This is a genomic window from Rhizobium sp. BK602 (genome assembly GCF_014195095.1).
Lineage (GTDB): Bacteria > Pseudomonadota > Alphaproteobacteria > Rhizobiales > Rhizobiaceae > Rhizobium.
Genome location: NZ_JACIBC010000001.1, coordinates 1,012,081 through 1,037,094, shown reverse-complemented (window position 1 = coordinate 1,037,094; position 25,014 = coordinate 1,012,081). Strand labels below are relative to the sequence as shown.

The window sequence follows — 25,014 nt, the reverse complement described above, 5'->3', positions numbered from 1 at the left end:
TCTGGATTATGATCGTTCTCCAATAGGATTATGATTGTAATCCACATTGTCAAGGTGGATCGAGGAGATTTTTCGAATGGGTCATTCGCAGCTTGAAAAGCAGAAGACGCATGAGCGGATCGTGACGCTCGCCGCCAAGCGCCTGCGCGAGGTAGGATTGGAGGGGATCGGTGTCGCCGATCTCATGAAGGAAGCCGGGCTGACGGTCGGCGGTTTCTACAAGCATTTCGCCTCGAGGGACGAGCTCGTCGCGGAGGCCGTGCAGTCGGCGATCGAATCGCAGCGGCGGCAATTGGCGGAGCGGGGGATCGATCCCGCGGATATCCCGCTGAAGGACTATGCCGAGAACTATCTCGGTGCTTTCCATCGCGACCATTGCGGCGAGGGCTGCGCCTATGCGGCTCTAACCGCCGATATCGCCCGCAGCGGCGAGACTGTCCGCACCGTTGCCACGGAAGGAATGCGGAAGAATATCGAAACGATGACGGCGCGGATGCCGCAGGCGGACGCCGGTGAAGCACGGCATGACGCGATCATTGCCATCTGCCTGATGGCCGGTGCTGTCGGTCTTGCACGTGTTGCGAACGACGAGGCGCTTTCAGACGAAATTCTGGACGCCGCGAGGCGCTTCATGGGGGAACTGGCGCGAGGCGGCGGAAAATAAAAAACGGCCGGCATTGAGCCGGCCGCCGTGATTTACGATCGCTCTTGCGATTAAGCGGCGAGTGCCAGTTCGGCAGCGCGGGCCTGTGCTGCGTCCAGAGCCTTTTCGGCAGCTTCCGGACCGAAGGCGAGGCCTTCGACATAAACGGTTTCGACGTCCGTGATGCCGATGAAGGCGAGAACCGACTTCAGGTAGGGAACGGCGTGGTTCAGCGGAGCGGCCGGGCCTTCGGAGTAGACGCCGCCGGATGCGAGAACGATATAGGCCTTCTTGCCGGTGACGAGGCCCTTCGGGCCGGTCTCGGTGTAGGTGAAGGTGCGACCGGCGCGGGCGACGTTGTCGATCCAGGACTTCAGCGACGAATAGATGCCGAAGTTGATGAGGCCGGTGCCGATGACGATGGTGTCGGCGGCGAGCAGCTCGTCGACCAGTTCGTCGGAAACCTTGATGGTTTCCTTCTGTTCGGTAGTGCGGGCGTCGGCTGGCGTGCGGATGGCGGCGGTGAAGCGCTCATCGATATGGGCCAGCGGAGCGCCGGCAAGATTGCGATGAACGATCGTCTTGCCCGGATTCTGGGCCTTGATCTTGTCGGCAAGATCGGTGGCGATCTTGGTCGAGATGGAATCGGAGCGCGGGCTGGAGGTCAGCAGCAGGATGGAGGACATGCTTATGTTCCTTATCAATGGGTTGCGATAACCGGGTGGGGAGTCCGGCCTCGTTTCGCATCCATAGATAAGTCCTCAGTGCTATCGAGAAAAACTGTGATAATATGGATTGGAATTATCGATAGAATGGATAGCCCATGCTTCCCAACCCGACCCTCGACCAATTGCAGGTCTTTCTGACCGTTGCCGAGTCCGGCAGCTTCTCCGCTGCCTCGCGCGTGCTCAATCGCGCGCAGTCCGTCATCAGTTACACCATCGCCAATCTGGAGGCGCAGCTCGAAATGCCGCTGTTTGAGCGTTCTGGCTCGCGCCAGCCGAAATTGACGGACGCGGGCAGGGTGATGCTGGAGGATGCGCGCCGCATTCTCTCCGATCTCCAGGTGATGCGCGCAAGAGTGAAGGGCCTGAAGACCGGGCTGGAGGCGGAAGTGGCCGTTGCCATCAGCGTCATGGTGCCGACCAATGCCACGGTCGCCGTTTTGAACGAATTTCAGGAGCGATTCCCGTCCGTCTCGCTGCGGCTCGATACGGGTGAGCTCGGCACGATGATGGAACTGGTCGCCAGCGGCAAGTCGACGATCGGGATCGGCGGCGCGGTGATAAGGCAGGACGATTCCATGGTGATCGAGCGCATCGGCCACTCCTTCATGATGCCGGTCGCCGCGCCCCGCCATCCGCTCGCCCAGATCAAGCGGCCGCTCACCCTCGCGGACGTGCGCGAAGAGGTGCAGCTGGTCGTCACCGATGCTTCGAACCTCACCAAGGGGCGGGACTTCAACGTCCTGTCCTACAAGATCTGGCATCTCAGCGATATCGCCACCAAGCATCAGTTGATCCGCGGCGGCCTCGGCTGGGGTGGCCTGCCGGCGTCGCTGATCTATGAGGACCTGCAGAAGGGCCGGCTCGTGCATCTCGATCTCGATGCCTATGAGCAGGGCGAGTATCCGATCTATGCCGTCCGCAAGCTCTCCAATCCGCCAGGCCCCGCGGCGGCCTGGATGATCGAAGCCTTCCGCACGCGCCTGTCGCAATGCCCCGACCGGAGCGATTTCAAAGCGGCAATGGAAGAGTTCAGCCTCGGCCAGAAGCCGCTGGCGGCGGAGTGAGGTCTGTCCCGCCCTTGGCGGGCGGGAAAGCAATTTCTTAGGATTAGATGAGGGCTCGTCCCTCGTCTAATTCTTAGAAATTGCAAGGGCGGGGGTAGGCAGGGACGCAGAGAGCTCCTGAATTAATTTGAACAAGACACGGACCCCCGCTCTTGCAATTTCAATGGTTTAGAAATTGCGCTTAGTCCCGAATATGCTGAACCCTCGGTATCGCAATTCCTAAACCAGTGAAATTGCTTTCTCGCCCGCCAAGGGCGAGATAAACCGGGTATTTGCGGGTCGCCCTCTCCCCATTTCGAAACAGGGAGAGGGAACGATCGGGGGCTACAGCACCAGCCGGAAGTTGCTAAACCCGTCGGCGCCTTCGCCGGCGTCCTCGATCTTCACGCTTTTCACTTCGGCGACGAAATCCTTGGCCTTGGGCGAGCTGGGGAACAGGACGGTGGTGCCCGGCAGCGGCTTGAAGGTCCAGTTGCCATCGGCGGTCGGGTTGATCGTGCCCTGTTCGTGCACATAGCGGACGATGACGTCGCGATTGGTGTCGGGCGCCTTGTAGATCACCTTGTCGGCCGCGATTTCCGGGAAGTTGCCGCCGCCGCCGGCGCGGTAGTTGTTGCTGACCACCACGAATTTCTGTGCCGCATCGATCGGCTTGCCATTGAATTGCAGGTCCAGGATGCGGTTGGCATCGGCGTTCAGAACCTTGCCGTCATCGCCGAAGCGGCGCGGCTGCGACAGGTCGATCTGATAGGTGACGCCGTCGATGACGTCGAAGTTGAAGGAGGGGAAGCTGTCGTTGAGGAGCGGGGCATCCTTGGCGCCTGGTTGGATCTGGTTGAACATCGCCGCCGACATTTCCAGCCAGTTCTTCACCTGCGCGCCATTGATGACGACCGCCTGCACCGTGTTCGGATAGAGATAGAGGTCGGCGACGTTCTTGATGGCGATGTTGCCGGCCGGAACGTCCGTATAATAATCCGGGCCGTTGCGGCCGCCGCATTTGAAGGGGGCTGCCGCCGAAAGCACCGGCAGGTCCTTGTAGTCGGTCTCCTTCAGCATCTGCTTGATGTACCAGATCTGCGCCTGGCTGACGATCTGCACCGAGGGATCGTCGGCGACGAGCGCGAAATAGGAGTAGAGCGGCGCGGAAGTCTTGCCGACGGGCGTGCGGACATAGGTGAGCGTCGCCTCGTGCTCGGCCTTGGCGGCCTCGACCACTTCCTTCTTGTCGGCGACGTCGGCGATGACCTTCTTCTTGTCGTCGCGGTGATAGATCGGCCGTGCCTCGGCGGTGAAGTCGACGATCTTCCAGCTGTTGCCGTCCTTTTCGAGCAGCAGGTCGATCAGGCCGAGATGCGAGCCCCAGAATCCCGCCATGACGGTCGGCTTGCCATGCAGCGTGCCCTTGACCGGATCGGCGTCCTTGATGCCGTCCCAGGTCTTGGGGCCGGGGAAGACGAGATGCTGGTGGCCGGTGAAGACAGCGTCGATGCCGGGAACGGCGGCAACATAGAGCGAGGCATTTTCCATCTTGTCGGAGGGAGCACTGCCGTCGATGCCGGAGTGGGACAGCGCGATGACGATATCGGCGCCTTCTTCCTTCATGACCGGCACCCAGGCCTTGGCGGCCTCGACGATATCGCGCGTCTGCGCCTTGCCTTCGAGGTTCTTGATGTCCCAGAGCATGATCTGCGGCGGCACGAAGCCGATGAAGCCGATCTTGATCGGGCTTTCATTGCCGGCGCCGTCCTTGATCTTCTTTTCGAGGATCAGATAGGGCTTGAAGAACAGATCGTCCTTCTTCGGGTCGGAAGCGAGCTGGCCCTTGGTCAGGTTGGCGCAGACGAAGGGGAAGTTCGCGCCGCCGAGCACCTTGAACATGAAGTCGAGGCCGTAGTTGAACTCATGGTTTCCGAGTGTGCCGACCTCGTAGCCGAGCGTGTTCATCGCCTTGATGACCGGATGGACATCGCCCTCCTTCATGCCGTGCTGATAGGCCATGTAATCGCCCATCGGATTGCCCTGCAGCACGTCGCCATTGTCGATCAGCAGCGAATTTGTGGCCTCGGCGCGGATATTGTCGATGATGGTCGCCGTGCGCGCCAGGCCCATCGTGTCGTTCGGCTTGTCGGCGTAGTAGTCGTAGGGGAAGACGTTGACGTGAATGTCTGTCGTTTCCATGAGGCGCAGATGCGCCTGATTGCCGGCCGCGCGGGCAGCGAAGGGGTGCAGCACGATGAGCGCGGCGGTGGCGCTGAGGCCCTGCAGCAGGGAACGGCGCGACATGCTGGACAATTCCAGTATGGAAGACATGAAACACTCCTTCGACGACTAATTATGGTTCTCGATCACCTCTGGGGGTGAGGGAGATTAGGACGATTTTCGAAGGTGTGCACCTGTAATATGACAGGCTTATTGTGGTTCCCGCGCGGAGTGAGGAAACAGGCCGTCAGCGCCTGAGAACCGGCTGTATGTCCTTGTGGAAAAAGCGGAAATAGGAGGCGACGAGAGCCGAGGCATTGGAAGACGGGTCGAATTCGATGCCGATTCGGCCGTTATGGACCCAGCGCACAATACCATCCAGCAGGCCGATCTCGCTGCACTCGATGCGGACCTTGCTGCCGGCGGCTGCGTGGATCGGGGATTGCAGGTCGAGCGCGATGCCGCTGGCGGAAAGATCGACCACACGGCCGGTCACCGCTTTTGCGAGATACCATACCTGGCCCATCAACCGGACGCGGCGGCGCTGCGAACGCCTTGTCTTGATCTTCAGATTGTATTGGGCCGGCGGTTTTGAAGATGACTGCATGATTTCACCTCGACGCGTGCATGTCTCCGAATTCTCCGATACAGGGCATGCATTGAAAGCTGTTTAGGATGATCGCTAAAATTGCGATCATTCGTTCCGAATCGGCACTGCCGGTCCGTTCCAGGCGAGAATTGGATCATCCATCCATACCGGACGGTGGCGAGTTGGACGGTTAGCCGATGTTGGGGAGGGAAGAACATGGCGTTGCGCATCATCTCGCTGAATGCATGGGGCGGCCGGCTGCACGAGCCGCTGATGCGATATCTGGTCGATGTCGATGCGGATATTCTCTGCCTGCAGGAAGTCGTGCGGACACCCGCTGCCGAAGCCGATTGGCTGGTTTATCGCGATCATGGCGTCGAGCTCTTGCAGCGCGCCAATCTCTTCGAGGAGATCAAGGCGGCCCTGCCTGACCATGATGCCGTGTTCTACCCCGTGGCGCGAGGCGATCTCTTCGACGGCGATCGGCGGTTTGCCTCGGAATTCGGTCTCGCCACCTTCGTGCGTAAGACATATCCGGTCATCGGCCAGGCCCTGGGTTTCGTGCACGGGGAGTTCGGCGCCGATGGCTGGGGACCGCATCCGCGGTCGCGCAATGCCCATTGCATCCGCCTGTTCGACTATGACGGCGGCTTTCCGATCACGATCGCCCAGATGCATGGCCTGCGCGATCCCGAAGGCAAGGGTGATACGCCGGCGCGCCATCATCAGGCGAAAGCATTGGTCAATGTGATCCGTCAGGTGTGGCCGGGCAATGAGAGGCTGGTGGTCTGCGGCGATTTCAACGTGTTGCCGGGAAGCGTGACTTTCGAGGCGCTCGCAGCCCTGGGGCTTACCGATCTCGTCACGTCACGGGGACATCGCGACACCCGCACCTCCCATTACCGCAAGGAGCCGCGCTTTGCCGACTATATGCTGGTGAATCCGGCGGTGGACGTGGTCGCGTTCGATCCTGTCGCCGAGCCGGAGGTTTCCGATCATCGCGCCCTGCTGCTCGATTTGCGATAGGTCGGGCTACAATCCGACATTCGGCCGGTCGATGATCTCGCGCAGCGCAAAGCTGGAATTGATCTTGACCACATGCGGCAGGGCCGAAAGCCAATCGCGGTGGATGCGCTCGTAATCTTCGAGATCGCGCGCGGCGATGCGCAGAATATAGTCGTATTCGCCGGACATCAGGTAGCAGACCAGAACGTTCGGACAGCGCTTCACCGCCGCTTCGAATTCCGACAGCGTTTTGGCGAACTGGCCCGACAGCGAGATATGCACGATGGCGATCATCTTGTAGTCGAGCGCCTTGTGCGACAGGCGGGCATGATAGCCGTCGATCACACCGCTCTTTTCCAGAATGTCGAGCCGCCGCGAGCAGGCCGATGGCGACAGGCCGACCTTCTCGGCGAGCTCGGCATTGGTGATCCTGGCGTTCTGCTGCAGCACCCGCAAAATCGAATGATCCATGGTGTCTAGCTCTGCCATTCGAAGATCCTTCGAAGAAATTCAATCTGGCGCAATATTCCACGAAAAATAGCCATCGGGCAATTTGTCTTTGCAAGGACATTGCGGGGCGGAGGTGGTCTCATTCGAACAGCGCCACTGCAGAGCGGATGGATGTTCAGGGAGGAACAAGATGCGCGTCGGTTGTCCGAAAGAGATCAAGAATCACGAATATCGAGTCGGTTTGACGCCTGCCTCGGTTCGCGAATATGTCGCCCATGGTCATGAGGTCTGGGTCGAAACCAAGGCCGGTGCCGGTATCGGTGCCGATGATCATGCCTATGTCGCCGCCGGCGCCAGGATCGCCGCAAGTGCCAAGGATATTTTCGAGAAGTGCGACATGATCGTGAAGGTCAAGGAACCGCAGCCTTCCGAATGGGCGCAGCTTCGCGACGGTCAGCTTCTATACACCTACCTGCATCTGGCGCCCGATCCCGAGCAGACCAAGGGCCTGCTCGCTTCCGGCGTGACCGCCATCGCCTATGAGACCGTTACCGACGAGCGCGGCGGCCTGCCGCTGCTGGCTCCGATGTCGGAAGTGGCCGGCCGGCTGTCGATCCAGGCGGGCGCCACCGCGCTTCAGAAGGCCAATGGCGGCCTCGGCATCCTGCTCGGCGGCGTGCCGGGTGTGCTGCCGGCCAAGGTCGCGATCATCGGCGGCGGCGTCGTCGGCCTGCATGCCGCCAAGATGGCTGCCGGTCTCGGCGCCGATGTCAGCATCCTCGACCGTTCGCTGCCGCGCCTGCGCCAGCTCGACGATATCTTCAACGGCCGTGTCCACACCCGCTATTCCAGCATCCAGGCGCTGGAGGAGGAGGTCTTCTCGGCCGATCTCGTCATCGGCGCGGTGCTGATTCCCGGCGCCGCCGCGCCGAAGCTGGTCACACGCGAGATGCTGTCGGGCATGAAGAAGGGTTCGGTCATCGTCGATGTCGCCATCGATCAGGGCGGCTGCTTCGAGACTTCGCATGCCACCACCCATTCCGAGCCGACCTATGAGGTCGAGGGCGTCGTGCACTATTGCGTCGCCAACATGCCGGGCGCTGTTCCCGTCACCTCCGCGCATGCGCTGAACAATGCCACCATCTATCATGGCCTGGCGCTGGCGGATCGCGGCCTGCGGGCGATTGCCGAAGACAAGCATCTGCGCAACGGCCTCAACGTGCATAAGGGCCGCATCACCAACAAGCCGGTGGCCGAGGCGCTGGGCTATGAGGCCGTCGCACCGGAAAGCATCCTCAACGTGGCGTAAATCCCATCGCACCACGTCGGATGGAAGCGCCGGCATAGCGATATGCCGGCGCTTCCTTTTCATGACGGCATGCGCCTTGAATTACGCCCGGTCGATCCGGCACTGGTAGCAATTGTTGCGCGCCGAGCGGACATGCACATAGGCAATGCCCTCGCGATTCAGCAATTCCGCCGCATAGGTCGGAATGTCACTGATCGGTGTCACGGCGCCGGTGCCGTAGACGATGCGATTGTTCTCGCCATAGCCGCGCACGATGAAGTCGGGGCTGGTCGTCAGCATCGGCGGCAGGACTTCCTCGGCGGCATAGCGCTGGCAAGGCTCCTTGTGGAGGAAGATCGGCCCGGTCTCGGCATAGGGCTGCAGTTCCGGAAAGGGCCGATAGGCGAAGACGAGCAGTTCGTCGCCGGCATCGACATTGCGCAGGCAATGGCGGCAGGGATGGCCGGGACCATCTGAGACCATCGTCTCCGGCGGAAGGCCGTAGGCATCCGCACCGCCGTTCCAGAGGACCTCGGCATCGGATGTGGGCATGGCGGCGAAAGCGATGGCGGACATGACAAATCTCCTTGTTGAGCTGTGTCATGTGATGCGCTGCGCGGGCGGCGGAAGCCACCCGATTCCTGCGGTCAGGCTTTTTTCGCCAGTTCCAGCAATTCCTTGTCGCTGAGCGGCCGTACGATGCCTTCGCCGGTCGAGACCGGCGAGAAGCCGAACATCTGGTAGAGCTGGAGCGCTCGCGGATGGTCGAGATTGTTGGTGGTCGTGGTGACGCGTTGCGGGCTCAGCGTCCACATGGCGTAAAGCGACTGCAGCAGGAACCATTTGCCGATGCCGAGGCCCAGCGCGTGTTCGATCAGGCCGAAATGGCTGAGCTCGATCGTGTCCTCATCTTCGCGGAAATATTCGAAGAAGCCGGCCGGCGCGCCGTTGACGTAGAGCACGCTGATGTCGTTGCGCTGATCGTGCAGGGTCGCCGCCAGTTCCTCGTCGCTCATGCGCAGCCGCTCGACCCAGTGCCAGCGAGCGCCGACCTGACGGTAGAGATAGCGGTAAAAGGGCAGCGGAATGTCCGGCGCGCGCATGATGGCTGTCTGGATGTTGACAGGCACCGCCAGGCTTGCCTTGGGCGGCGCCGTCATTTCCAGCCGGGTGATATGGACCTTGAGCGAGGAGGGAGTTTTCACGGGGACCGCGCCGTTCAGTCGTTGCCGGTGACAACGGGCGTATCCTGCCGGCTGCCCCATTCCGACCAGGAGCCGTCATAGAGCCGGTTGCTGTCATTCCCAAGCGATTCCAGCGCCAGCGTGATGATGGCGGCGGTGATCCCGGAGCCGCAGGTGGTGACCACCGGCTTGTCGAGATCGATACCAGCCTTCGCGATCGTCTCGCGCAGTTCCGGCAGCGATTTGAATTTGCCGTTCACGGCAAAGACGCCGGACGGCAGGCTTCTCGCGCCCGGCATATGGCCGGAACGCATGCCTTCGCGTGGTTCCGGCTCAGTGGCGGCAAAACGGCCGGCACTGCGGGCGTCGGCGATCTGCAGCGAACCGCTGTCGACGATCCCGCGCATCTCCTCGAGCGGCACGATACGGTCTGGGTTGAAATTCGGCCTGAAGGTCGTGGGTTCGAATGCGGGCAGGGCGGTTTCCAGCGGCCGTCCCTCGGCCTTCCAGCCATCCAGTCCGCCATCGAGCACGAAGACGTTCTTGGCGCCCATGACGAGGTGGAACAGCCACCAGACGCGCGGCGAGGCGAAAAGGCCGGGACCGTCATAGACGACGATGAGATCGTTTTCGCTGATGCCGAGCCTACCCACCTCGGCCGCGAAGAATTCCGGCGAGGGAACCGTATGCGGCAGGCCGGTGGAATGATCGGCTATCTTGTCCTGATCGAAGCGGATGGCGCCGGGAATATGGCCGCCGGCATATTCGGCATCGGCATCGCGCTTCTGCGCCGGCAGGTAGAAGGATGCGTCGAGGATGCGCAGATCCTTGGCGCCCAATTCGTTCTGGAGCCAATCGGCGGATACGACGAAACGGCTTTTCTCCGCTGTCATGATGATCTCTCCCTGCCTATTTTGATTCTGAGGGTTGTGTCTGGATGTGGGATCTGGGCGACTTTAGGCGTCGTCCGTGGGCGTGCCGAACCGAATGCGAAAGCGGCGGTTTTCCTTGCCCTTCTTCTCGATCTTGGCGATGTGGATTGCCCCGACCTCCTGCGTCTCCGACACATGTGTGCCGCCGCAGGGCTGGCTGTCAACGGCGGAATTCTCGCCGATGCAGACCAGGCTGACGCGGCCGAGCCCGACGGGCGGGCGCACATTCTTGGACTTGACGATACCCGGATTGGCCGCAAGCTCCTCGTCCGTGATCCACTGCACATAGACGGGATGGTTCTCGTTGACGAGCGCCATCATCCTTGCCGTCACCTCGTCCTTGTCGATCGTCTCGCTCATGTCGAAATCGACGCGGCTCTCGTCCTCGCCGACAGCCGCGCCCGTGATCGGATAGGGGCAGACGACCGACAGAAGGTGGCAGGCGGTATGCATGCGCATCAGCCTGTAGCGGCGTGCCCAGTCGATATGCAGCACCAGCTTTTCGCCGAGGATCGGCTGCGCTTCGCCCTCGAGCGGAACATGGATGACGATATCCTTGATCGGCCCGTGCCTGGTTTGGCCGAGCATGATCTTCGAGCCGTCGGCGCGCTCCAGGAAACCGGTATCGCCCGGCTGCCCGCCCGAGGTGGCGTAGAAGCAGGTCTGGTCGAGCTCTATGCCCCCGTCTTCGTGAATCGCGGTGACGACAGCCTCCGCGGTCGAAAGATAGAAATCGTCACGATAGAGGGCATTCACCGGCATGATGTCACGCGAGATTTTCGTATGGGATGGGAATGTCGGCACTCTTTGCGAGATAGGACGGCAGTGGCAGGCCCTTCGACTTCAGGAAATCCGGATTGAAGAGCTTGGACTGATAACGGTTGCCGTAGTCGCAGAGAATGGTCACGATCGTATGGCCGGGTCCGAGATCCCTGGCGAGGCGCACCGCGCCGGCGATGTTGATGGCCGTCGAGCCGCCAAGGCAAAGGCCCTCGTGCTCGACCAGATCGAAGACATAGGGCAGGGCCTCGGCGTCGGTGATCTGATAGACGTAATCGGGGGTGAACCCTTCCAGGTTCGCCGTCACGCGGCCCTGGCCGATGCCCTCGGTGATCGAGGAGCCGGAGGATTTCAGCTCGCCGTTCTTGTAGAATTCGTAGAGGGCCGCGCCTTCCGGATCGGCGATACCGATCTTGATGTCCTTGTTGAAGGCGTGCAGACCCATGGCGACACCCGCCAGCGTGCCGCCGGAACCGACCGAGCAGATGAAACCGTCGATCTTGCCATTGGTGTCGGCCCAGATTTCCTTCGCCGTGGTTTCGATATGCGCCTGCCGGTTGGCGACGTTGTCGAACTGGTTCGCCCAGATCGCGCCGTTCGGCTCGGTCTTGGCCAATTGCTCGGCAAGCCGTCCGGAGAGCTTCACGTAATTGTTCGGATTCTTGTAGGGAACCGCCGGCACTTCGACGAGTTCGGCGCCGAGCAGCTTCAGTGCGTCCTTCTTTTCCTGGCTCTGCGTTTCCGGAATGACGATGACGGTGCGGTAGCCGAGCGCCTTGGCGACGAGGGTCAGCCCGATGCCCGTATTGCCGGCCGTGCCTTCGACGATGACGCCGCCGGGCCGCAGCAGGCCTTTCTTCTCCGCGTCGCGGATGATGTAGAGGGCGGCGCGATCCTTGACCGACTGGCCGGGGTTCAGGAATTCCGCCTTGCCGAGAATGGTCGAGCCCGTCGCCTCTGAGGCTCCCTTGAGCTTGATCAGTGGCGTGTTGCCGATCGCTTCTAGGACGGAGGGATGGACGGTCATGGAATCTCTGCCTTCTGTTCAGGACTACTGTAAGAACGGTCTTTTCCCTTCACAAGCCAGGATAGGCAAGAAATTCTGTTCCTCGCGCCCCTCGCAAGCCGCAAAATTCAACTTGCATGGTAAAAGCTTGCAAGACGATACCATTTCAAAGAGCTCTCTTTCGGTCATCGGTATCGAATTCGGCTGCGTCCGCTTCCGGCAGGCCGAAAGCGGCCACAATGATGCGATACTCCTAAAATGCCTGGATAAGTTGGCCCGATCATGGATGTCGGGCAAGAGTCTGCCAAGGAGGAAAGCCATGAGCCCATTCGTCGCCCGTCCCGAACATGGCGTTGTCTGGATCACGGGCGCGAGTTCCGGGCTCGGGCGGGCGCTGGCGCTGAAGCTCGCCGGCGAAGGCTACAAGGTGGCCGTCACCGCGCGCCGCCATGAGGCGCTGCTGGAGCTGCAGGCGGAGGCGAGCGCATTGCCGGGCAACATCTTTGTGCTCGATGGCGATGTTACCAGCGCCGAGGACATGGAGCATACCGTCGCCGCCATCGAATACCAGCATGGCCCCCTGGCGCTGGTGGTGCTGAATGCCGGCATCTACCTACCGGCGCGCGGCGAGGATTTGAACCACGAGGTGTTCGAACGGAGCTTTGCGGTCAACCTTCATGGCGTCGTCAACTGTCTCGTGCCGGCGGTACGCCATATGCGGGCGAGGGGGCATGGACAGATCGCCATCGTCTCGTCGGCGGCCGGCTACGGCGGGTTGCCGGGAAGTGCTGCCTATGGCGCCACCAAGGCGGCACTGATCAACATGGCGGAAAGCTTGAATTTCGACCTGGGTCGTCTGGGGATTCGCATTCAGCTGGTCACGCCCGGCTATATCGAGACGCCGCTGACGGCGAAGAACAAATTTCCGATGCCGGGGCTGATCTCGGCCGAAGATGCCGCGGCGGCGGTCGCCGTGGGTCTGAAATCGCCAGGCTTCGAGATCAGCTTCCCGAAGAGTTTCACCTACAAGCTGAAACTCGCGAAATTGCTGCCCTACGGCCTTTATTTCGGCCTGATGCAACGCGTCCTTGGTTATCGTCGCAAGCGCCGTGATGCTGGCCGATCCTCCTCACCGCGCACTGCCGAATAGACAGCACATAACTCATGCGCCACGCATTGCCGCGTGAGCGGCCAGAGCGCGTTGCCTTGCCCCGGCATGATCGATAATCGGCAGCGGATAGTTCTTGCCAAGAGTGACGCTGGCCTGTGCGAGTGATGCGGCCGGTGCGTCGAAGGGGCGATGTATGTAGCGGTTGTCGAGGCGGGACAGCTCAGGCACGAATTCACGCACGTATCGACCCTCAGGGTCAAATTTTTCGCCTTGCAGTACCGGATTGAATATGCGGAAGAAGGGGGAGGCGTCGGCACCGGAGCCGGCGACCCACTGCCAGTTCGCGGCGTTGTTCGCCGCGTCCGCGTCGACCAGAGTGTCGCGAAACCACGCCTCGCCTTGACGCCAGTCGATCAGCAGATCTTTCACGAGAAAGGAGGCCACGATCATTCGCACGCGGTTATGCATCCAGCCATGCCGCCAGAGCTGTCGCATCCCGGCATCGATGATGGGGTAACCGGTTTGGCCTCGGCTCCACAGGGCAAAGAGGCGAGGCTCGGACCGCCAGGGGAAGTCGTCATAGCGGCTATTCCAGTTCATGGAGCAAAGTTTCGGGAAGTGGAAAAGCTGATGATGTGAAAATTCTCGCCAGGCTAGTTCCTTGCGAAAATGGACGATGTCTTCCGCCGGGATTTTGCCTCTGAGATCGAGGGTAGCTTGCCAGATTCGTGCGGGAGAAATTTCCCCCATTGCCAGATGAGGCGACAGCAGGGAGGTGGCTTGCTCGCCAGGAAAATCACGATTGCGTCGATAGCCGTCAAATGCCGTCTCGATAAAGTGAAGCAGACGATCCCGCGCCGATGCTTCGCCGGGAACCCAGACCTCGGAGAAGCCGCCCGCCCAGTTCGGCCCGCCGGGCAGCAAACCCCAGTCATCCAGCCTTTCCGAGGTGGGCCACGAGGCCGGTATATTCATGGCCCGCGGAGCGTCGACGCAAGGGGGCGGTTCTCCCGATTTTTCGAGCGCTTGCCAGAACGAGGCATAGGTTCGATAGCCATTGCCGGTGCCTGTCAGCAGGCGCGACGGTTCGTGCAGAAGTTGGCCTGCAAAGCTGCGAACATCGATGCCGCGTCCGCGCAACACATCCTTGATCCGGGTATCGACGGCAATGCTCGCGGGGTCGTAGCGCCGATTCCAGACGAGGGTGTCGGCGCCGGTCTCCTCCAGGATCTGTGAGAGGACGGATAAGGCGTCACCGCTTCGAAAGATCAGGGAGCTACCGAGGCGGCGTAGATTCTCTTGCAGAGCGGTCAATGAATGATGCAGCCACCAGTCTTGAGCTCTGCCGAGCGACCCCGCCCCCAGTGTTGGCGGTTCGCGAATGTAGATCGGGATGACCGGTCGTCCCGTCTGTGTTGTCATGTGAAGCGCATGGTTGTCGTCCAGACGCAGATCCTTGCGGAACCAAAGGACGGCTGGCTTCTGTTCATTGGCTTTCAAAGCTGTGATCTCTCTCGATGCCGATCCATCATGCTCCTTATATGTCCTGTAACCCGAAGTCGAAGCATGTCTATCCGGCCGGCGTCTTGGCGGCCCTGATGTCTCGCAATGCCTGGATGCGAGCCGATCAGAAATCATCATCTCGCGCCTGATCCTGTCACCGTTCTGTAATGCAACTTCGCTAGCAGTCCACCGGAATGACATGCCCAGATTTGACAGGCGGGGAAGAACAAGATGGCAGAGATCCGGATCGAGCAGGTTCGCAAGGCCTATGGGCGCAATGAGGTCGTACACGGCGTCGACCTGAATTTTTGCTCAGGCGAATTCGTCGTCATTCTCGGCCCTTCCGGCTGCGGCAAGTCCACGCTGATGCGGATGATCGCCGGGCTTGAGGATATCTCCTCGGGCGAGATCGTCATCGACGGCAAGGTCGTCAATCAGCTCGAGCCGCGCGAGCGCGGTTGCGCCATGGTCTTCCAGAACTACGCGCTCTATCCGCATATGAATGTCGCCGCCAATATGGGCTATGCCCTGAAGGTCGCCGGCGTGCCGCGTGAGGAGCGCGACCGCCGCATCAAGGAAACCGCCCGCATCGTCGGCCTGGAGGATTTCCTCGCCCGCAAGCCGGCCGAGCTGTCCGGCGGCCAGCGCCAGCGCGTTGCCATGGGCCGCGCCATCATCCGCGAACCGAAGGTATTCCTCTTCGACGAGCCGCTGTCCAATCTCGATGCCAAGCTGCGCGTGCAGATGCGTGTCGAGATCCGCCGCCTGCACAAGCGCCTCTCGGCCACCTCCGTCTTCGTCACCCACGATCAGGTCGAGGCGATGACCCTCGCCGACAAGCTGGTGGTCATGTACAAGGGCAATGTCGAGCAGGTCGGCACGCCGCTCGAGGTCTATAACACCCCACGCACCCGTTTCGTCGGCTCGTTCATCGGTTCGCCGGCCATGAATTTCTTCGAAGGTTCCTTCGCGGCCAATGGCGAGCAGTTCATCTTCGACGGATTGCCGATCGCCATCGACGCCAATATCGGCAAGCGCCATGCCGGCCAGCCGGTCGCTCTCGGCATCCGCCCGGAGCATGCCCGTCTCGTGCCGGCCGGCACGCCGGGCGCCGTTCCGGCGACGGTTGATTTCGTGGAAGAGCTCGGCGCCGGCCGCGTTATCCATTGCGACATCAACGGCTCCAGCTTTGCCGTTGCGGTTGCCGACCACACCACTGGCGAAACCGGCCAGGCCGTGGCGCTGGAATTGCCGCGAGAGAATCTTCACCTCTTTGCCCAGGACACCGGACTGAGACTTGACGCCGTCGCCTCCGTCACGCCGCTCAAGGTCTTGGCAAGCTGATTTCAGACATGAATTTTCAGCAGGAACGCCCGGAAATCTTTCCCGATTTCCGGGCATTTTTCTTTGGCGGCTAAACGCTCTGGAGACCCGGAGGCGAAGCTCGTTCCGATGAGCGTGACGGATCGTCCATAGGCCGGCTGCCGTGCCTTGAGGCACGACAGCCTATAAGGGTCACTTCTCGGTGGAAATGAGGCCGCGGACGAACCAGCGCTGCATCAGCACGACGACGGCGAGCGGCGGCAGCATGACGATCAGCGTGCCCGCCATGGCGATATGCCATTCGGGAAGGCCGCCGATATTCGGGATGAGCTGCTTGAGTTCGGTCACCGCGGTTGCGTGCGATGGATCGGTGGTGACCAGCAGCGGCCAGAGATACTGGTTCCAGGCCCAGAGGAACATGATGGTGCCGAGTGCCGCCATGTTGGTACGCGACAGCGGCATCAGGATGTCGATGAAGAAGCGAAGCGATCCGGCGCCGTCCATGCGGGCGGCCTCGGTCAGCTCGTCCGGCACCGTCAGGAAGAATTGGCGATAGAGGAACGTGCCGGTGGCGGTGGCGACCAGTGGCAGGATCAGGCCGGGATAGGAGTTGAGCAAGCCCAGCTCCAGCGACACCTGAATGCCGGAAACCTTCTCGATCAGCCAGCTGATGCCGGTGACGTCGAGGATCGCCTGATAGGGCGACAAGACGTTGGCGGCGACGGCATAGGTCGGCACGATGCGCACCTCCAGCGGCAGCATCAGCGTGACGAAGATCAGCCAGAAGATGAGATGGCGGCCGGGATAGCGGAAATAGACCAGCGAAAAGGCGGTCAGCGCCGAAAGGATCACCTTGCCCGCCGCCACGCCGCCGGCGAAGATCAGGCTGTTCAGCAGTTTGGGCCCGAGATTGGCCGTGGTCCATGCCGTTTTGAGATTGACCCAGAAATCGGTGCCGGGGATCAGCGACATGGGGACACGGTTGACGTCGGCGAGATTGTGGGATGCCGCGATCGCGACGATCGCCAGCGGCGCCACCGCGACCACGAAGCCAAGGAACAGGATCACATGGGTGAAGAAATTGAGAATGGGGGTACGCTCGACCATGTCAGCCTCAACGGTAATGCACGCGCCGCTCGATGAAGCGGAACTGGAAGATGGTGAGCACGATGATCAGCAGCATCAGAATGATGCTCTGCGCCGCCGCGCCGGAATAATCGAGACCTCTGAAGCCGTCGAAGACGATCTTGTAGACCATGAGGTTGGTGGAGTTGTGCGGGCCGCCTGATGTCATGATATCGACGATGCCGTAGGAATCCTGGAAGCTCTCGGTGATGTTGATCACCAGCAGGAAGAAGATCGTCGGCGTGATCAGCGGAAACTGGATGTCCCAGAAGCGCCGGAGCACGCCGGAGCCGTCCATGGCCGCCGCCTCGATCAGCGAGCGCGGAATGGCCTGGAAGGCGGCCAGGAAGAAGATGAAGCTGTAGCCGATATATTTCCACGAGAAAGCGGCGATGATCGAGGCCATGGCGGCATTGCCGTCGAGGCCCGGGTCCCAGAAGCCCGGCCACCAGTGGTTGACGACCGACATGAAGCCGGCCTCGGGCGCCAGGATGAAGCGGAAGGCCATGGCCGAGGCCGGAGCCGCGATGCCGTAGGGCCAGATCAGCACGACGCTGTAGAATTTCGAACCGCGCAGCTGCCGGTCGGTCAGCGCTGCGAGCACCAGTGCCGCGCCCATGGAGATGGCGGTGCTGATGGCGGCGAAGACGATGCTGATCGTGACCGAGTTCCAGTAATCGGCGCTGGCGAGGATGGATCTGAAATTGTCGAGCCCGACCCAGATATTGCCGCCTCCCCAGGGCTGCTGCAGCGTCAGCGACCAATAGATCGCCTGGCCCGCCGGCCAATAGAAGAAGGTGAAGATGAGGAGGAGCTGCGGCACTGCGAACAGGATGCCGACACTCCATTTGCTGAAAGTCGTACGCTTTTCCATGGATTCTTCCGGCTTTGGTCTGATGCCATTCTCGGTCATGACAAACGTCCGCCGGGAAAGTCCCGGCGGACGCTGTGTGTCGCGGCTTTCAGCTTACGGAAGCTGCTTGCCCTTGTAGGTGGCTTCGAAGCGCTCGAGGACGGCATTGCCGTTCTTGACGAGATTGTCGATGCCGTCCTGGACGCTGACCTTGTTGGCGAAGATCGCCTGCATCTGGTTGCCGAATTCGGCGCGGATCTGCGTGAAGTTGCCGAGACGGATGCCGCGGGTGATCGAGGTCGGCTCGGAAGCGGTCAGGCTGGCGATGGCGACTTCGCGGCCCTTGTAGGGGGCCTTGTCGTAAAAGCCGGAGGACTTCATGAATTCGAAGCCGGAGTTCGTCACCGGGATATAGCCGGTGTTGGTCGACCAGAACAGGGCGGTCTTGGGGTCGTGGATGAAGTTCAGGAACGCGGCAGCGCCCTTGTATTCGTCAGCCGACTTGCCGGAGAGGACCCAGAGCGAAGCGCCGCCGACCAGCGAGTTCTTGCGTTCGGTGCCGGCATAGACCGGAAGCTCGGCGACATCCCAGTTCATGCCGGCCTTCTGGGTCTTGCCGACCGTGCCGTGGTCGCCGACCGAGGTCATGATCATCTGGCAATCGCCGGCGGCGAAGGCCTGCACCATGTCCTGGCCGAGATCCTTCGACTTGATCTTGATGAGGCCCTGATCGTACCAGCTCTTGAGGTCGGTCACGTATTTGACGAACTTGGTCTTGTTGACCTCGAGGCGGGCGTCAAGGCCGTCATAGCCGTTGTTCTTGGTGGCGATCGGCTGGTTATGGATCGCGGAGAACTGCTCCATGAGCTGCCAGCTCTCGTTGCCGGAGATGTTGATCGCCATCGGGCAATCATAGCCTGCGCCCTTCAGCGCCTTCATGTCGTCGGCTGCTTCTTCCCAGGTCTTCGGAGCCGCGGTCTTGCCGATCTTGGCGAAGGCGTCCTTGTTCCAGTAGAGCAGGGCGGTCGAGGAGTTGAACGGGAAGGAGAGCAGCTCGCCCTTGGACGTCGCGTAATAGCGCGCAATGCCGGGGAAATAGTCCTTCCAGTCGATCTTGTAGCCGTTTTCGGACATCAGCTTGCCGGCCGGGTAATAGGCGCCGGAGAGCATCATGGTCGCGGTGCCGGCGTCGTAGACCTGAACGACGGCCGGCTGCTTGCCGGCGCGGAAGGCGGCGATGGTGTTCTGCAGGGTGGCGTCGTAGTTGCCCTGGCTGGTGCAGACGACTTCATAATCCTTCTGCGAATCGTTGAAGTTCTTGCACAGCGTCTGGACGACGCGTTCCAGGTCGCCCGACAGGCCGAACCAGAAATCGAACTTGGTCGGCGCGGCGGCGGCCGGCAGGGCCAGCGCGACGCTCATCACACCGGCGGCGGCCGCCGAAATGCAATTTTTAAGTTTGGACATATCCCTATTTCCTTTTGAAAAGTTCGGAACCGGTGGCCTTGCGCAAGTCCGCGGTAGCGGCGTTATAGACATGCTGTGTGACAGTTTGTTGTGGGTGCGAATCTGCCGCTCGGAGGCGGTTTTTCGTCTCTGCAAACGCTTTCAAAGACCTGTTTCGGCTGAACTGGAAGGAAAGGACAGTTGGGGCGGCAAGTGTAACTTGATGTTTGTCTAATATTTATGATCGCGAGCGAGATGCACATGCCTCGTCGATCCCATGTCTTGTCGGGACGATGGGCTATATGATCGGAATCTCATTTCCGATCGCGGCTATACTTGCCTTGGCCGGTTTCGCTCCGCCGGTGCTGATGATTGCGGAAGCCGCCGGCCTGGGGCTTCCGGTCCGTATGAATTCAGCGGGACCTGCTCCTTGCCGTCCGCTTCCGTCATGTGCATGATCGTCCCTGCATAACGAAGCGCGGGGAGGCGAATCCATGGCGGAGAGCGAGCGACAGAAGATGGCGGCCGGCGAATGGTATTGCTGTCTCGATCCCGAGCTGGAGGCCTTGCGGGCAAGCGCCCGCGACGCCGTGCACCAGCACAATATGATGTCGCCGGTCCAGCGCGGCAGTTTTGGCCCGATGCTGTCGACGCTGTTTGCCGGCGCGGGCGCGGGCACCTTCATCGAGGCGCCGTTTCATTGCACTTACGGCATCAACATCTGGCTCGGTCCCAGGGTCTACCTGAATGCCGGCTGCACGATTCTCGACAGCGCCTCGGTGCGAATCGGTGAAGGCAGCATGCTGGGACCGGGCGTTCAGATCTATTGCCCGGAACATCATAAGGATCCGGCGCTGCGAAGCACGGGGCTCGAGATCGCGCGGCCAGTGGAAATCGGCAAGAATGTCTGGATCGGCGGCAGCGCCATCATCCTGGGTGGGGTGACGATCGGCGACGGCGCGATCGTCGGGGCCGGTTCGGTGGTCACCAAAAGCGTCGCGGCGGGCGCGACCGTGGTCGGCAATCCCGCCAGGGTTCTGTCCACGACGTAGGGAAGAAGCGGCAATCAGCCCGCCGGACGGCGCCGTCTCGTCCACCATACGGCAAAGCGTCGGCGCCAGCGCCGCACCAGTGATAGGTCATGCGACAGCACGACGAAGCCAAGCGGCAGCATCCAGAAGCCGAGAATGGGCAGAAAGCCGAGGCAGCCACCGATGATCAGCCCGATGCCGAGCCCAACGCGGGCAAGGCGGGATCTTGGAAGCGGGATGCGGATGGAGCCTATCACCAGCTCGCGCCGGCTGGGATCTATGCCGAAACGCCGGGCCTTTTCACCCCCGTTGCGGCCGCTGTTTTCCGTCGTTCTGGCTTGGTCAGTCATCCACAGGAAATGGTGAGGCGACGAAATAATACAAGGGAAATCGATTTTTTTGAAAAAAGCGCTTGGCAAATCGGGAAAGCATTTGTATTACCCCGCTCACACCGCGCCAAGCGCATTCCCTGGTAGCTCAGCGGTAGAGCATTCGACTGTTAATCGACAGGTCGCCGGTTCGAATCCGGCCCGGGGAGCCACTCTTCTTCATAGAACACGCACACCGCGCCGCTGTTCGATTTGCCTTTCCTCGAAAAACTAGCTTGAACTTGCTCGATTGCAGAAGCTCTCGGCTTTCGGTGAACTGTTGATCCAATTCGGCGAGTTTGCGGCGAACGCTCTCGTTCAGTTCCACTAAGGGCGTCCGGATGAGCGCCGGTTCGTCGATCTCCGCCGATCGTAGCTCTGTCATGGTAGGGAACGCGAAATCATTATCGCTGGGGCGCAATCGGCTGCTCTCGAAAATGTGAGGATACATTCATGTATCGTTAAGCTGAGTTGGCGCATCAAGGACGGGCGCTATTGCGCAGCATAGTCCCCCAAATGCTTTAGAGGTTCGACATGAAAAACCTGATTCTCGCTTCCGCCGTTGCCCTGGCATCCGTCGTCGCCGTCAGCGCGCCGTCCCAGGCTGCCCCGTTCCATCGCCATCACCATGACTGCTTCGTGAAGACCGTGAAGCACAAGGTACATGGCCACTGGGTCATCCGTAAGGAACGCGTCTGCCGTTAATTCGGCATCAGTGTTTATGCCGGTCGGCGCAGACCGGCGGAACATGAACCGGCCGCTGTCGAATTCCTTCGACAGCGGCCGGAATCTTTTGCGGAACATGCAAGGCGGCGCGCCGCGCTTCATTGCTCCGGATTACGGGCGGATTTCCAGGATGAAGCCGCTGCGGCGCGGACGGTAGTAGCGCCGGTCATAATAATAGCCCCGGTCGTCATCCCAATAGCGGCGCCGATCCCAACGGCGATCCCAGCGCCGGTCGCGGCTCTCGCGCCAATGGCGGCGATCATGATGACGCTCGCGCCAATATTCCCGCCGTCCGCGATCGTAATCCAGATAGCGCCGAGATCCGCGTTCCTGGACGAGAACGATGCCGGAAACATTGGGCGAGGGCGAATTGGTCGCAGGCATTGCCATTGCCGGCACAGAGGCCGCCAGCAACGTTCCCATGGTCAGCGTAGCGGCCAGGGCAAGCGAAGCGAAATGTCTCAAGACATCGACTCCTTATGTTCGAACCATGTCCCTTTTAGCAGATAAACGCGGCAGCTGCCCGAATGTTCCGCTTTAAAGTTGACCATGGCCGTCGCGCGACACGCAATGCGATAGGGCCGGAGACGAAAGAAACTGTTCGAGGAGCCGACATGGAAAAGGGGCCTGGCAGGGAAAGCCAGGCCCCTCTCTTCTCTGATCGGAGGTCAAGTCAGATCAGGTCAGAAGTTGCGCTCGAAGCGGAGGATACCGGAAACCGTATCGTCCTTGGCGTAGTCATAGTGAACATAAGTCACTTCCGGCTCGACCAGCAGGTCCTTGACCGGATTGAACTTCAGGTTCGTGGTTGCTTCGAAGATCTTCGAGTCGGTGTAGGCGAGCTGCAGGTTCCACTTCAGCTTTTCATTGAACGGAACGCCAACGCCGCCCCAGACGGCCCAGTCACCCCAGCCGCACTTGGCTGCATTGACGGTGCCGTTCGGCGCCGTGCAAGCCGAGACGTCCTGGTTGGTGCCGGCATACTTGTTGAGCTTGTCGCCGTCCGTGTTCCAGCCGCCCATCAGGAAGGCCGAGAAAGCACCGAAGTCGGCATCGACGCGAGCCTTGATGGCGCCTTCCTCGACGATGGAGTCATAACCACCGACGACGCGGAACTGCCATGCGCCGGCCTTGTAGCCGAGACCGGCAACGGCGTCCGGAGCGTAGTGATTTTCCTTGTCATCCGTCCACCAGCTTGCGCCATAGGAAGCGCCGGAGCCGCTGGAGTTGCTGTCTTCGACCGAGACCACAGCCGTGAAGCCGTTGCCGGCATCGTAGTTGTAGGTGATCTGGTTCAGTTCGTACGGACCGTCATAGATCACGTCGTCGTTGATGACGTCGCCGGCGTAACCGATATACAGGTTGTAAGCCGAGTCCTTCTTACCGACGGTAAAGCCGCCGAGGCTGATATAGGACCACAGCAGGTTCGTGCTCGTCGAGCCGCCGTCGTTCCAGTCCCAGCGGACGATGGTTTCGGTCTTCAACGGGCCGTATTCGGTGTCGGTCGCGGTATCGACATTCAATTCCGCGCGGGTATGCCAGAGCGTGCCCTGGCTGCTGGTCCGATTATAGGCGTTGTACCATTCACCTTCGGTACGAACCTTGCCGCCGACCTTGAGGCAGGTTTCGGTACCCGGAATGAAGAAGTAGCCTGGACCGTATGCGTCGCAGATGCGGACATATTCCAGCGGCTCCGGCTCGGCGGCGACGATGGCGTCCGCCGCATGCGCGCCGGTTGCTGCTGCAAGCGCGGCAGCGGAGCCGAGAAGAAGGCTCTTGATGTTCATAATAACTCCAATCTTTTCATGATTGGGCATGAGATATCGCGCCGAAAAACGGCGTGCCCAACCCCATCCCGTTCAATGTTCCCTGTCATCGGATGTGAGATAGTAAGTCTCACGAACTATTTGGTGAACCCGCTTCGCTGATTTGGCAAGTTACTAAGATTTGCGAACTATATGTACGCTACTTGAAAAAAATCTTTGTTGCAAAAATGACGCAAATCGCCCGATCAGGGCTTTCCGCTAGTTGCGGGCAAGGGGTGTCCGTAACCGGAGGGAAGGGTGCTTGCGACGGAGACAGGATCGCTCATGCTCCCATGCGCCGATTCCGGCGCAAAACATCGACCATACCGGTGTCAAAGCTGACGAAAACTAGGGGAGGTGGAGGCCTCGTCCGGAATCGAACCGGAATACAAGGATTTGCAGTCCTCTGCGTAACCACTCCGCCACGAGGCCATCCGATATAAATAAAGGCGAGTGATGGCGGGCGTTTAGAACGAATCTCAGGAGAGTGCAAGACCTATTGCCGCCGATGATCAAATAACTTGTCGATTGTGCTTGGGGGAGCTGCCGCCACACCGGCCGATCGTCGTGATAACGCATTTGCAGCAACGATATTGCATTGCAGAAATCGATTGCTCCCCTATGTCCCGTTCGAACATTCGAATAGACTGGTGGAGCGGTTTATGAAATATGTGAGAGAATTCGAGGCCTTGCGGGGTCTGCTGGCGATCTGGGTTCTGGTCGGCCATGTCGCCTCGGCCGTCGCCATTCACGGGCGATTGTTTCAGGAGCGGTTCTATAATGAATATGCCGTGGATGTGTTCATCATCCTCAGCGGCTTCGCCATCACCGCGCTGATCGACAAGCGGCCGGAGCCGTATCGTCTCTATATCGCCCGGCGCGCACTTCGAATTTTCCCCGCCTATCTCTTCTATCTGGCGATCTCGGTCACGGTCGCGGCAATCGCGCTGCAGATATGGACGAATTCGCCCGACGGTTCGATGAAGGCCGCGCGTATCGGCATTGCCGCGGATACGCTTGCCTATTGGCCCTGGCATCTGCTGGCGCATGTGACGGGCTTGCACGGGCTGGTGCCGCCACGCCTCCTGCCATCGACCGATTATGCCTTTCTCGGTCAGGCCTGGAGCATCTCGCTCGAGTGGCAGTTTTATCTGGTCGCGCCGTTGCTGATCGGATTGGTCGCCAGGCCGATATCATGGCTGCGAATCACGCTTCTCGTTCTGCTGATGCTCGCGATCTCGGCCATCTTGCCGAAGCTGCCGCAGAGCTTTCTCGGCAAATGGCTGGTGGATTTCGGTATCGGCATCGCCAGCTTCTATTTCATGAAGCATCGTGCGCTTGGCGAGCCTTTTCTCCAATCCCTGCCTTTGCCGCAGCTTTGGCTTGTTGGCGTCGGGCTGTGCATCCTGCAGCGTTCCGTCGCCTATCTGCCGCTCGCCATCTGGCTGACGGCGATCCTGGTGATCGTTTCGGCCCGCGAGGGCAGGGGCGCCGTCTATGAAAAAATCTCCGCCCTTGCCTGCAGCCGGCCGCTGCAATGGCTGGGCGGCATGGCCTATTCGCTCTATCTGTCGCATATGCTGGTGCTGCTTTTGGCGCTCGCCACGCTGCCAAGGATGGGGCTGGCGTCGCCTTGGGAGCAGGCACTCTATCTGCTGACGGCGACCCTTGCCGGTACGCTGGTCGTCTCCCGCCTGTCCTACCTCTATATAGAGAGGCCGTTCCACGAGTTCGGCCGCAATCTCGGCAGGGGCGGGCGGGCGGCGGCCGAGCCGTCCGAGCTCATCAAAAAGAAGGTGGTTTGATCGCGCCGGAAGGACGACGGGCTGTTGTCGCGCGGCGACGCATCGTC

At 60.7% G+C, this 25,014-nt stretch carries 25 protein-coding genes and 2 tRNA genes; 10 read left to right on the top strand and 17 right to left on the bottom strand.

Annotated elements, in window-relative coordinates; all coding sequences use genetic code 11:
* Nucleotides 1–76: 76 nt before the first annotated feature.
* Nucleotides 77–664, top strand: a complete 588-nt coding sequence (locus tag FHX11_RS05055; RefSeq protein ID WP_184355622.1) for a TetR/AcrR family transcriptional regulator — start codon at nucleotides 77–79, stop codon at nucleotides 662–664.
* 50 nt (nucleotides 665–714) lie between these two features.
* Here FHX11_RS05055 and FHX11_RS05050 read toward each other — a convergent pair whose 3' ends face one another.
* Nucleotides 715–1,329: an FMN-dependent NADH-azoreductase gene (locus FHX11_RS05050; RefSeq protein WP_184355620.1), complete on the bottom strand. Its 615-nt coding sequence runs from the start codon at nucleotides 1,327–1,329 to the stop codon at nucleotides 715–717.
* Between the two features lie 137 nt (nucleotides 1,330–1,466).
* On the opposite strand from FHX11_RS05050, the gene FHX11_RS05045 reads away from it, so the two are divergent.
* The gene (locus FHX11_RS05045) at nucleotides 1,467–2,435 is read left to right on the top strand and encodes a LysR family transcriptional regulator (protein WP_184355618.1); all 969 of its coding nucleotides are present in this window, start codon (nucleotides 1,467–1,469) and stop codon (nucleotides 2,433–2,435) included.
* Between the two features lie 324 nt (nucleotides 2,436–2,759).
* On the opposite strand, the gene FHX11_RS05040 is transcribed toward FHX11_RS05045, so the two are convergent.
* Together FHX11_RS05040 and FHX11_RS05035 are read right to left on the bottom strand one after the other, a co-directional pair.
* Nucleotides 2,760–4,748, bottom strand: a complete 1,989-nt coding sequence (locus FHX11_RS05040; RefSeq protein ID WP_184355616.1) for a bifunctional 2',3'-cyclic-nucleotide 2'-phosphodiesterase/3'-nucleotidase — start codon at nucleotides 4,746–4,748, stop codon at nucleotides 2,760–2,762.
* Between the two features lie 136 nt (nucleotides 4,749–4,884).
* Nucleotides 4,885–5,244, bottom strand: coding sequence for a PilZ domain-containing protein (locus FHX11_RS05035; RefSeq protein WP_184355614.1), 360 nt, complete (start codon nucleotides 5,242–5,244; stop codon nucleotides 4,885–4,887).
* A 198-nt stretch (nucleotides 5,245–5,442) separates the two neighbouring features.
* On the opposite strand from FHX11_RS05035, the gene FHX11_RS05030 reads away from it, so the two are divergent.
* Complete coding sequence (locus FHX11_RS05030; protein ID WP_184355612.1) at nucleotides 5,443–6,252, top strand: endonuclease/exonuclease/phosphatase family protein; 810 nt, start codon at nucleotides 5,443–5,445, stop codon at nucleotides 6,250–6,252.
* A gap of 6 nt (nucleotides 6,253–6,258) precedes the next feature.
* Here the strand turns inward: FHX11_RS05030 and FHX11_RS05025 are convergent, their stop codons facing one another.
* Nucleotides 6,259–6,720 (bottom strand): Lrp/AsnC family transcriptional regulator, encoded by a 462-nt coding sequence (locus tag FHX11_RS05025; RefSeq protein ID WP_184355610.1) that lies wholly within the window; start codon nucleotides 6,718–6,720, stop codon nucleotides 6,259–6,261.
* A 151-nt stretch (nucleotides 6,721–6,871) separates the two neighbouring features.
* Here FHX11_RS05025 and ald point away from each other — a divergent pair, with 151 nt between their 5' ends.
* Nucleotides 6,872–7,990: an alanine dehydrogenase gene (ald, locus tag FHX11_RS05020; RefSeq protein ID WP_184355608.1), complete on the top strand. Its 1,119-nt coding sequence runs from the start codon at nucleotides 6,872–6,874 to the stop codon at nucleotides 7,988–7,990.
* 81 nt (nucleotides 7,991–8,071) lie between these two features.
* Here ald and FHX11_RS05015 read toward each other — a convergent pair whose 3' ends face one another.
* From FHX11_RS05015 to FHX11_RS04995, 5 genes are all read right to left on the bottom strand, one after another.
* Nucleotides 8,072–8,545: a DUF1203 domain-containing protein gene (locus tag FHX11_RS05015; RefSeq protein ID WP_184355606.1), complete on the bottom strand. Its 474-nt coding sequence runs from the start codon at nucleotides 8,543–8,545 to the stop codon at nucleotides 8,072–8,074.
* 71 nt (nucleotides 8,546–8,616) lie between these two features.
* Nucleotides 8,617–9,129: a GNAT family N-acetyltransferase gene (locus FHX11_RS05010; protein ID WP_184355835.1), complete on the bottom strand. Its 513-nt coding sequence runs from the start codon at nucleotides 9,127–9,129 to the stop codon at nucleotides 8,617–8,619.
* A gap of 59 nt (nucleotides 9,130–9,188) precedes the next feature.
* Nucleotides 9,189–10,046, bottom strand: a complete 858-nt coding sequence (sseA, locus tag FHX11_RS05005; protein ID WP_184355604.1) for a 3-mercaptopyruvate sulfurtransferase — start codon at nucleotides 10,044–10,046, stop codon at nucleotides 9,189–9,191.
* 63 nt (nucleotides 10,047–10,109) lie between these two features.
* Entirely contained in the window at nucleotides 10,110–10,847 is a 738-nt protein-coding gene (locus FHX11_RS05000) for an alanyl-tRNA editing protein (RefSeq protein ID WP_184355602.1), read from the bottom strand.
* 4 nt (nucleotides 10,848–10,851) lie between these two features.
* Entirely contained in the window at nucleotides 10,852–11,892 is a 1,041-nt protein-coding gene (locus tag FHX11_RS04995; protein WP_184355600.1) for a cysteine synthase A, read from the bottom strand.
* 298 nt (nucleotides 11,893–12,190) lie between these two features.
* Here FHX11_RS04995 and FHX11_RS04990 point away from each other — a divergent pair, with 298 nt between their 5' ends.
* Nucleotides 12,191–13,021 (top strand): SDR family NAD(P)-dependent oxidoreductase, encoded by an 831-nt coding sequence (locus FHX11_RS04990; RefSeq protein WP_184355598.1) that lies wholly within the window; start codon nucleotides 12,191–12,193, stop codon nucleotides 13,019–13,021.
* A 12-nt stretch (nucleotides 13,022–13,033) separates the two neighbouring features.
* Here FHX11_RS04990 and FHX11_RS04985 read toward each other — a convergent pair whose 3' ends face one another.
* The gene (locus tag FHX11_RS04985; protein ID WP_246780881.1) at nucleotides 13,034–14,482 is read right to left on the bottom strand and encodes a deoxyribodipyrimidine photo-lyase; all 1,449 of its coding nucleotides are present in this window, start codon (nucleotides 14,480–14,482) and stop codon (nucleotides 13,034–13,036) included.
* Between the two features lie 234 nt (nucleotides 14,483–14,716).
* On the opposite strand from FHX11_RS04985, the gene FHX11_RS04980 reads away from it, so the two are divergent.
* Complete coding sequence (locus tag FHX11_RS04980; RefSeq protein ID WP_184355596.1) at nucleotides 14,717–15,829, top strand: sn-glycerol-3-phosphate import ATP-binding protein UgpC; 1,113 nt, start codon at nucleotides 14,717–14,719, stop codon at nucleotides 15,827–15,829.
* Between the two features lie 171 nt (nucleotides 15,830–16,000).
* Here FHX11_RS04980 and FHX11_RS04975 read toward each other — a convergent pair whose 3' ends face one another.
* The 3 genes from FHX11_RS04975 to FHX11_RS04965 all read right to left on the bottom strand — a co-directional run bounded on the left by FHX11_RS04975 (nucleotide 16,001) and on the right by FHX11_RS04965 (nucleotide 19,253).
* Complete coding sequence (locus tag FHX11_RS04975; protein WP_184355594.1) at nucleotides 16,001–16,915, bottom strand: ABC transporter permease subunit; 915 nt, start codon at nucleotides 16,913–16,915, stop codon at nucleotides 16,001–16,003.
* Nucleotides 16,916–16,922: 7 nt separating this feature from the next.
* Nucleotides 16,923–17,807 (bottom strand): sugar ABC transporter permease, encoded by an 885-nt coding sequence (locus FHX11_RS04970; RefSeq protein ID WP_184355592.1) that lies wholly within the window; start codon nucleotides 17,805–17,807, stop codon nucleotides 16,923–16,925.
* Between the two features lie 93 nt (nucleotides 17,808–17,900).
* Nucleotides 17,901–19,253, bottom strand: coding sequence for an extracellular solute-binding protein (locus FHX11_RS04965; RefSeq protein ID WP_184355590.1), 1,353 nt, complete (start codon nucleotides 19,251–19,253; stop codon nucleotides 17,901–17,903).
* Between the two features lie 473 nt (nucleotides 19,254–19,726).
* On the opposite strand from FHX11_RS04965, the gene FHX11_RS04960 reads away from it, so the two are divergent.
* Nucleotides 19,727–20,284, top strand: coding sequence for a sugar O-acetyltransferase (locus FHX11_RS04960; protein WP_184355589.1), 558 nt, complete (start codon nucleotides 19,727–19,729; stop codon nucleotides 20,282–20,284).
* Nucleotides 20,285–20,298: 14 nt separating this feature from the next.
* Here FHX11_RS04960 and FHX11_RS04955 read toward each other — a convergent pair whose 3' ends face one another.
* Nucleotides 20,299–20,613: a hypothetical protein gene (locus tag FHX11_RS04955; RefSeq protein ID WP_184355587.1), complete on the bottom strand. Its 315-nt coding sequence runs from the start codon at nucleotides 20,611–20,613 to the stop codon at nucleotides 20,299–20,301.
* A gap of 116 nt (nucleotides 20,614–20,729) precedes the next feature.
* Between FHX11_RS04955 and FHX11_RS04950 the strand changes: the two genes are divergently transcribed.
* Together FHX11_RS04950 and FHX11_RS04945 are read left to right on the top strand one after the other, a co-directional pair.
* Nucleotides 20,730–20,804, top strand: a tRNA-Asn gene (locus tag FHX11_RS04950).
* Between the two features lie 361 nt (nucleotides 20,805–21,165).
* A complete protein-coding gene (locus FHX11_RS04945) occupies nucleotides 21,166–21,336 on the top strand; it encodes a hypothetical protein (RefSeq protein WP_184355585.1) in 171 nt (56 codons plus the stop codon).
* Between the two features lie 132 nt (nucleotides 21,337–21,468).
* Here FHX11_RS04945 and FHX11_RS04940 read toward each other — a convergent pair whose 3' ends face one another.
* The 3 genes from FHX11_RS04940 to FHX11_RS04930 form a co-directional block, all read right to left on the bottom strand.
* The gene (locus FHX11_RS04940) at nucleotides 21,469–21,822 is read right to left on the bottom strand and encodes a hypothetical protein (RefSeq protein WP_184355583.1); all 354 of its coding nucleotides are present in this window, start codon (nucleotides 21,820–21,822) and stop codon (nucleotides 21,469–21,471) included.
* Nucleotides 21,823–22,040: 218 nt separating this feature from the next.
* Complete coding sequence (locus FHX11_RS04935) at nucleotides 22,041–23,144, bottom strand: porin (protein WP_184355581.1); 1,104 nt, start codon at nucleotides 23,142–23,144, stop codon at nucleotides 22,041–22,043.
* A 376-nt stretch (nucleotides 23,145–23,520) separates the two neighbouring features.
* Nucleotides 23,521–23,594, bottom strand: a tRNA-Cys gene (locus FHX11_RS04930).
* A gap of 230 nt (nucleotides 23,595–23,824) precedes the next feature.
* Here FHX11_RS04930 and FHX11_RS04925 point away from each other — a divergent pair.
* A complete protein-coding gene (locus tag FHX11_RS04925; protein WP_184355579.1) occupies nucleotides 23,825–24,967 on the top strand; it encodes an acyltransferase in 1,143 nt (380 codons plus the stop codon).
* Nucleotides 24,968–25,014: the final 47 nt, after the last annotated feature.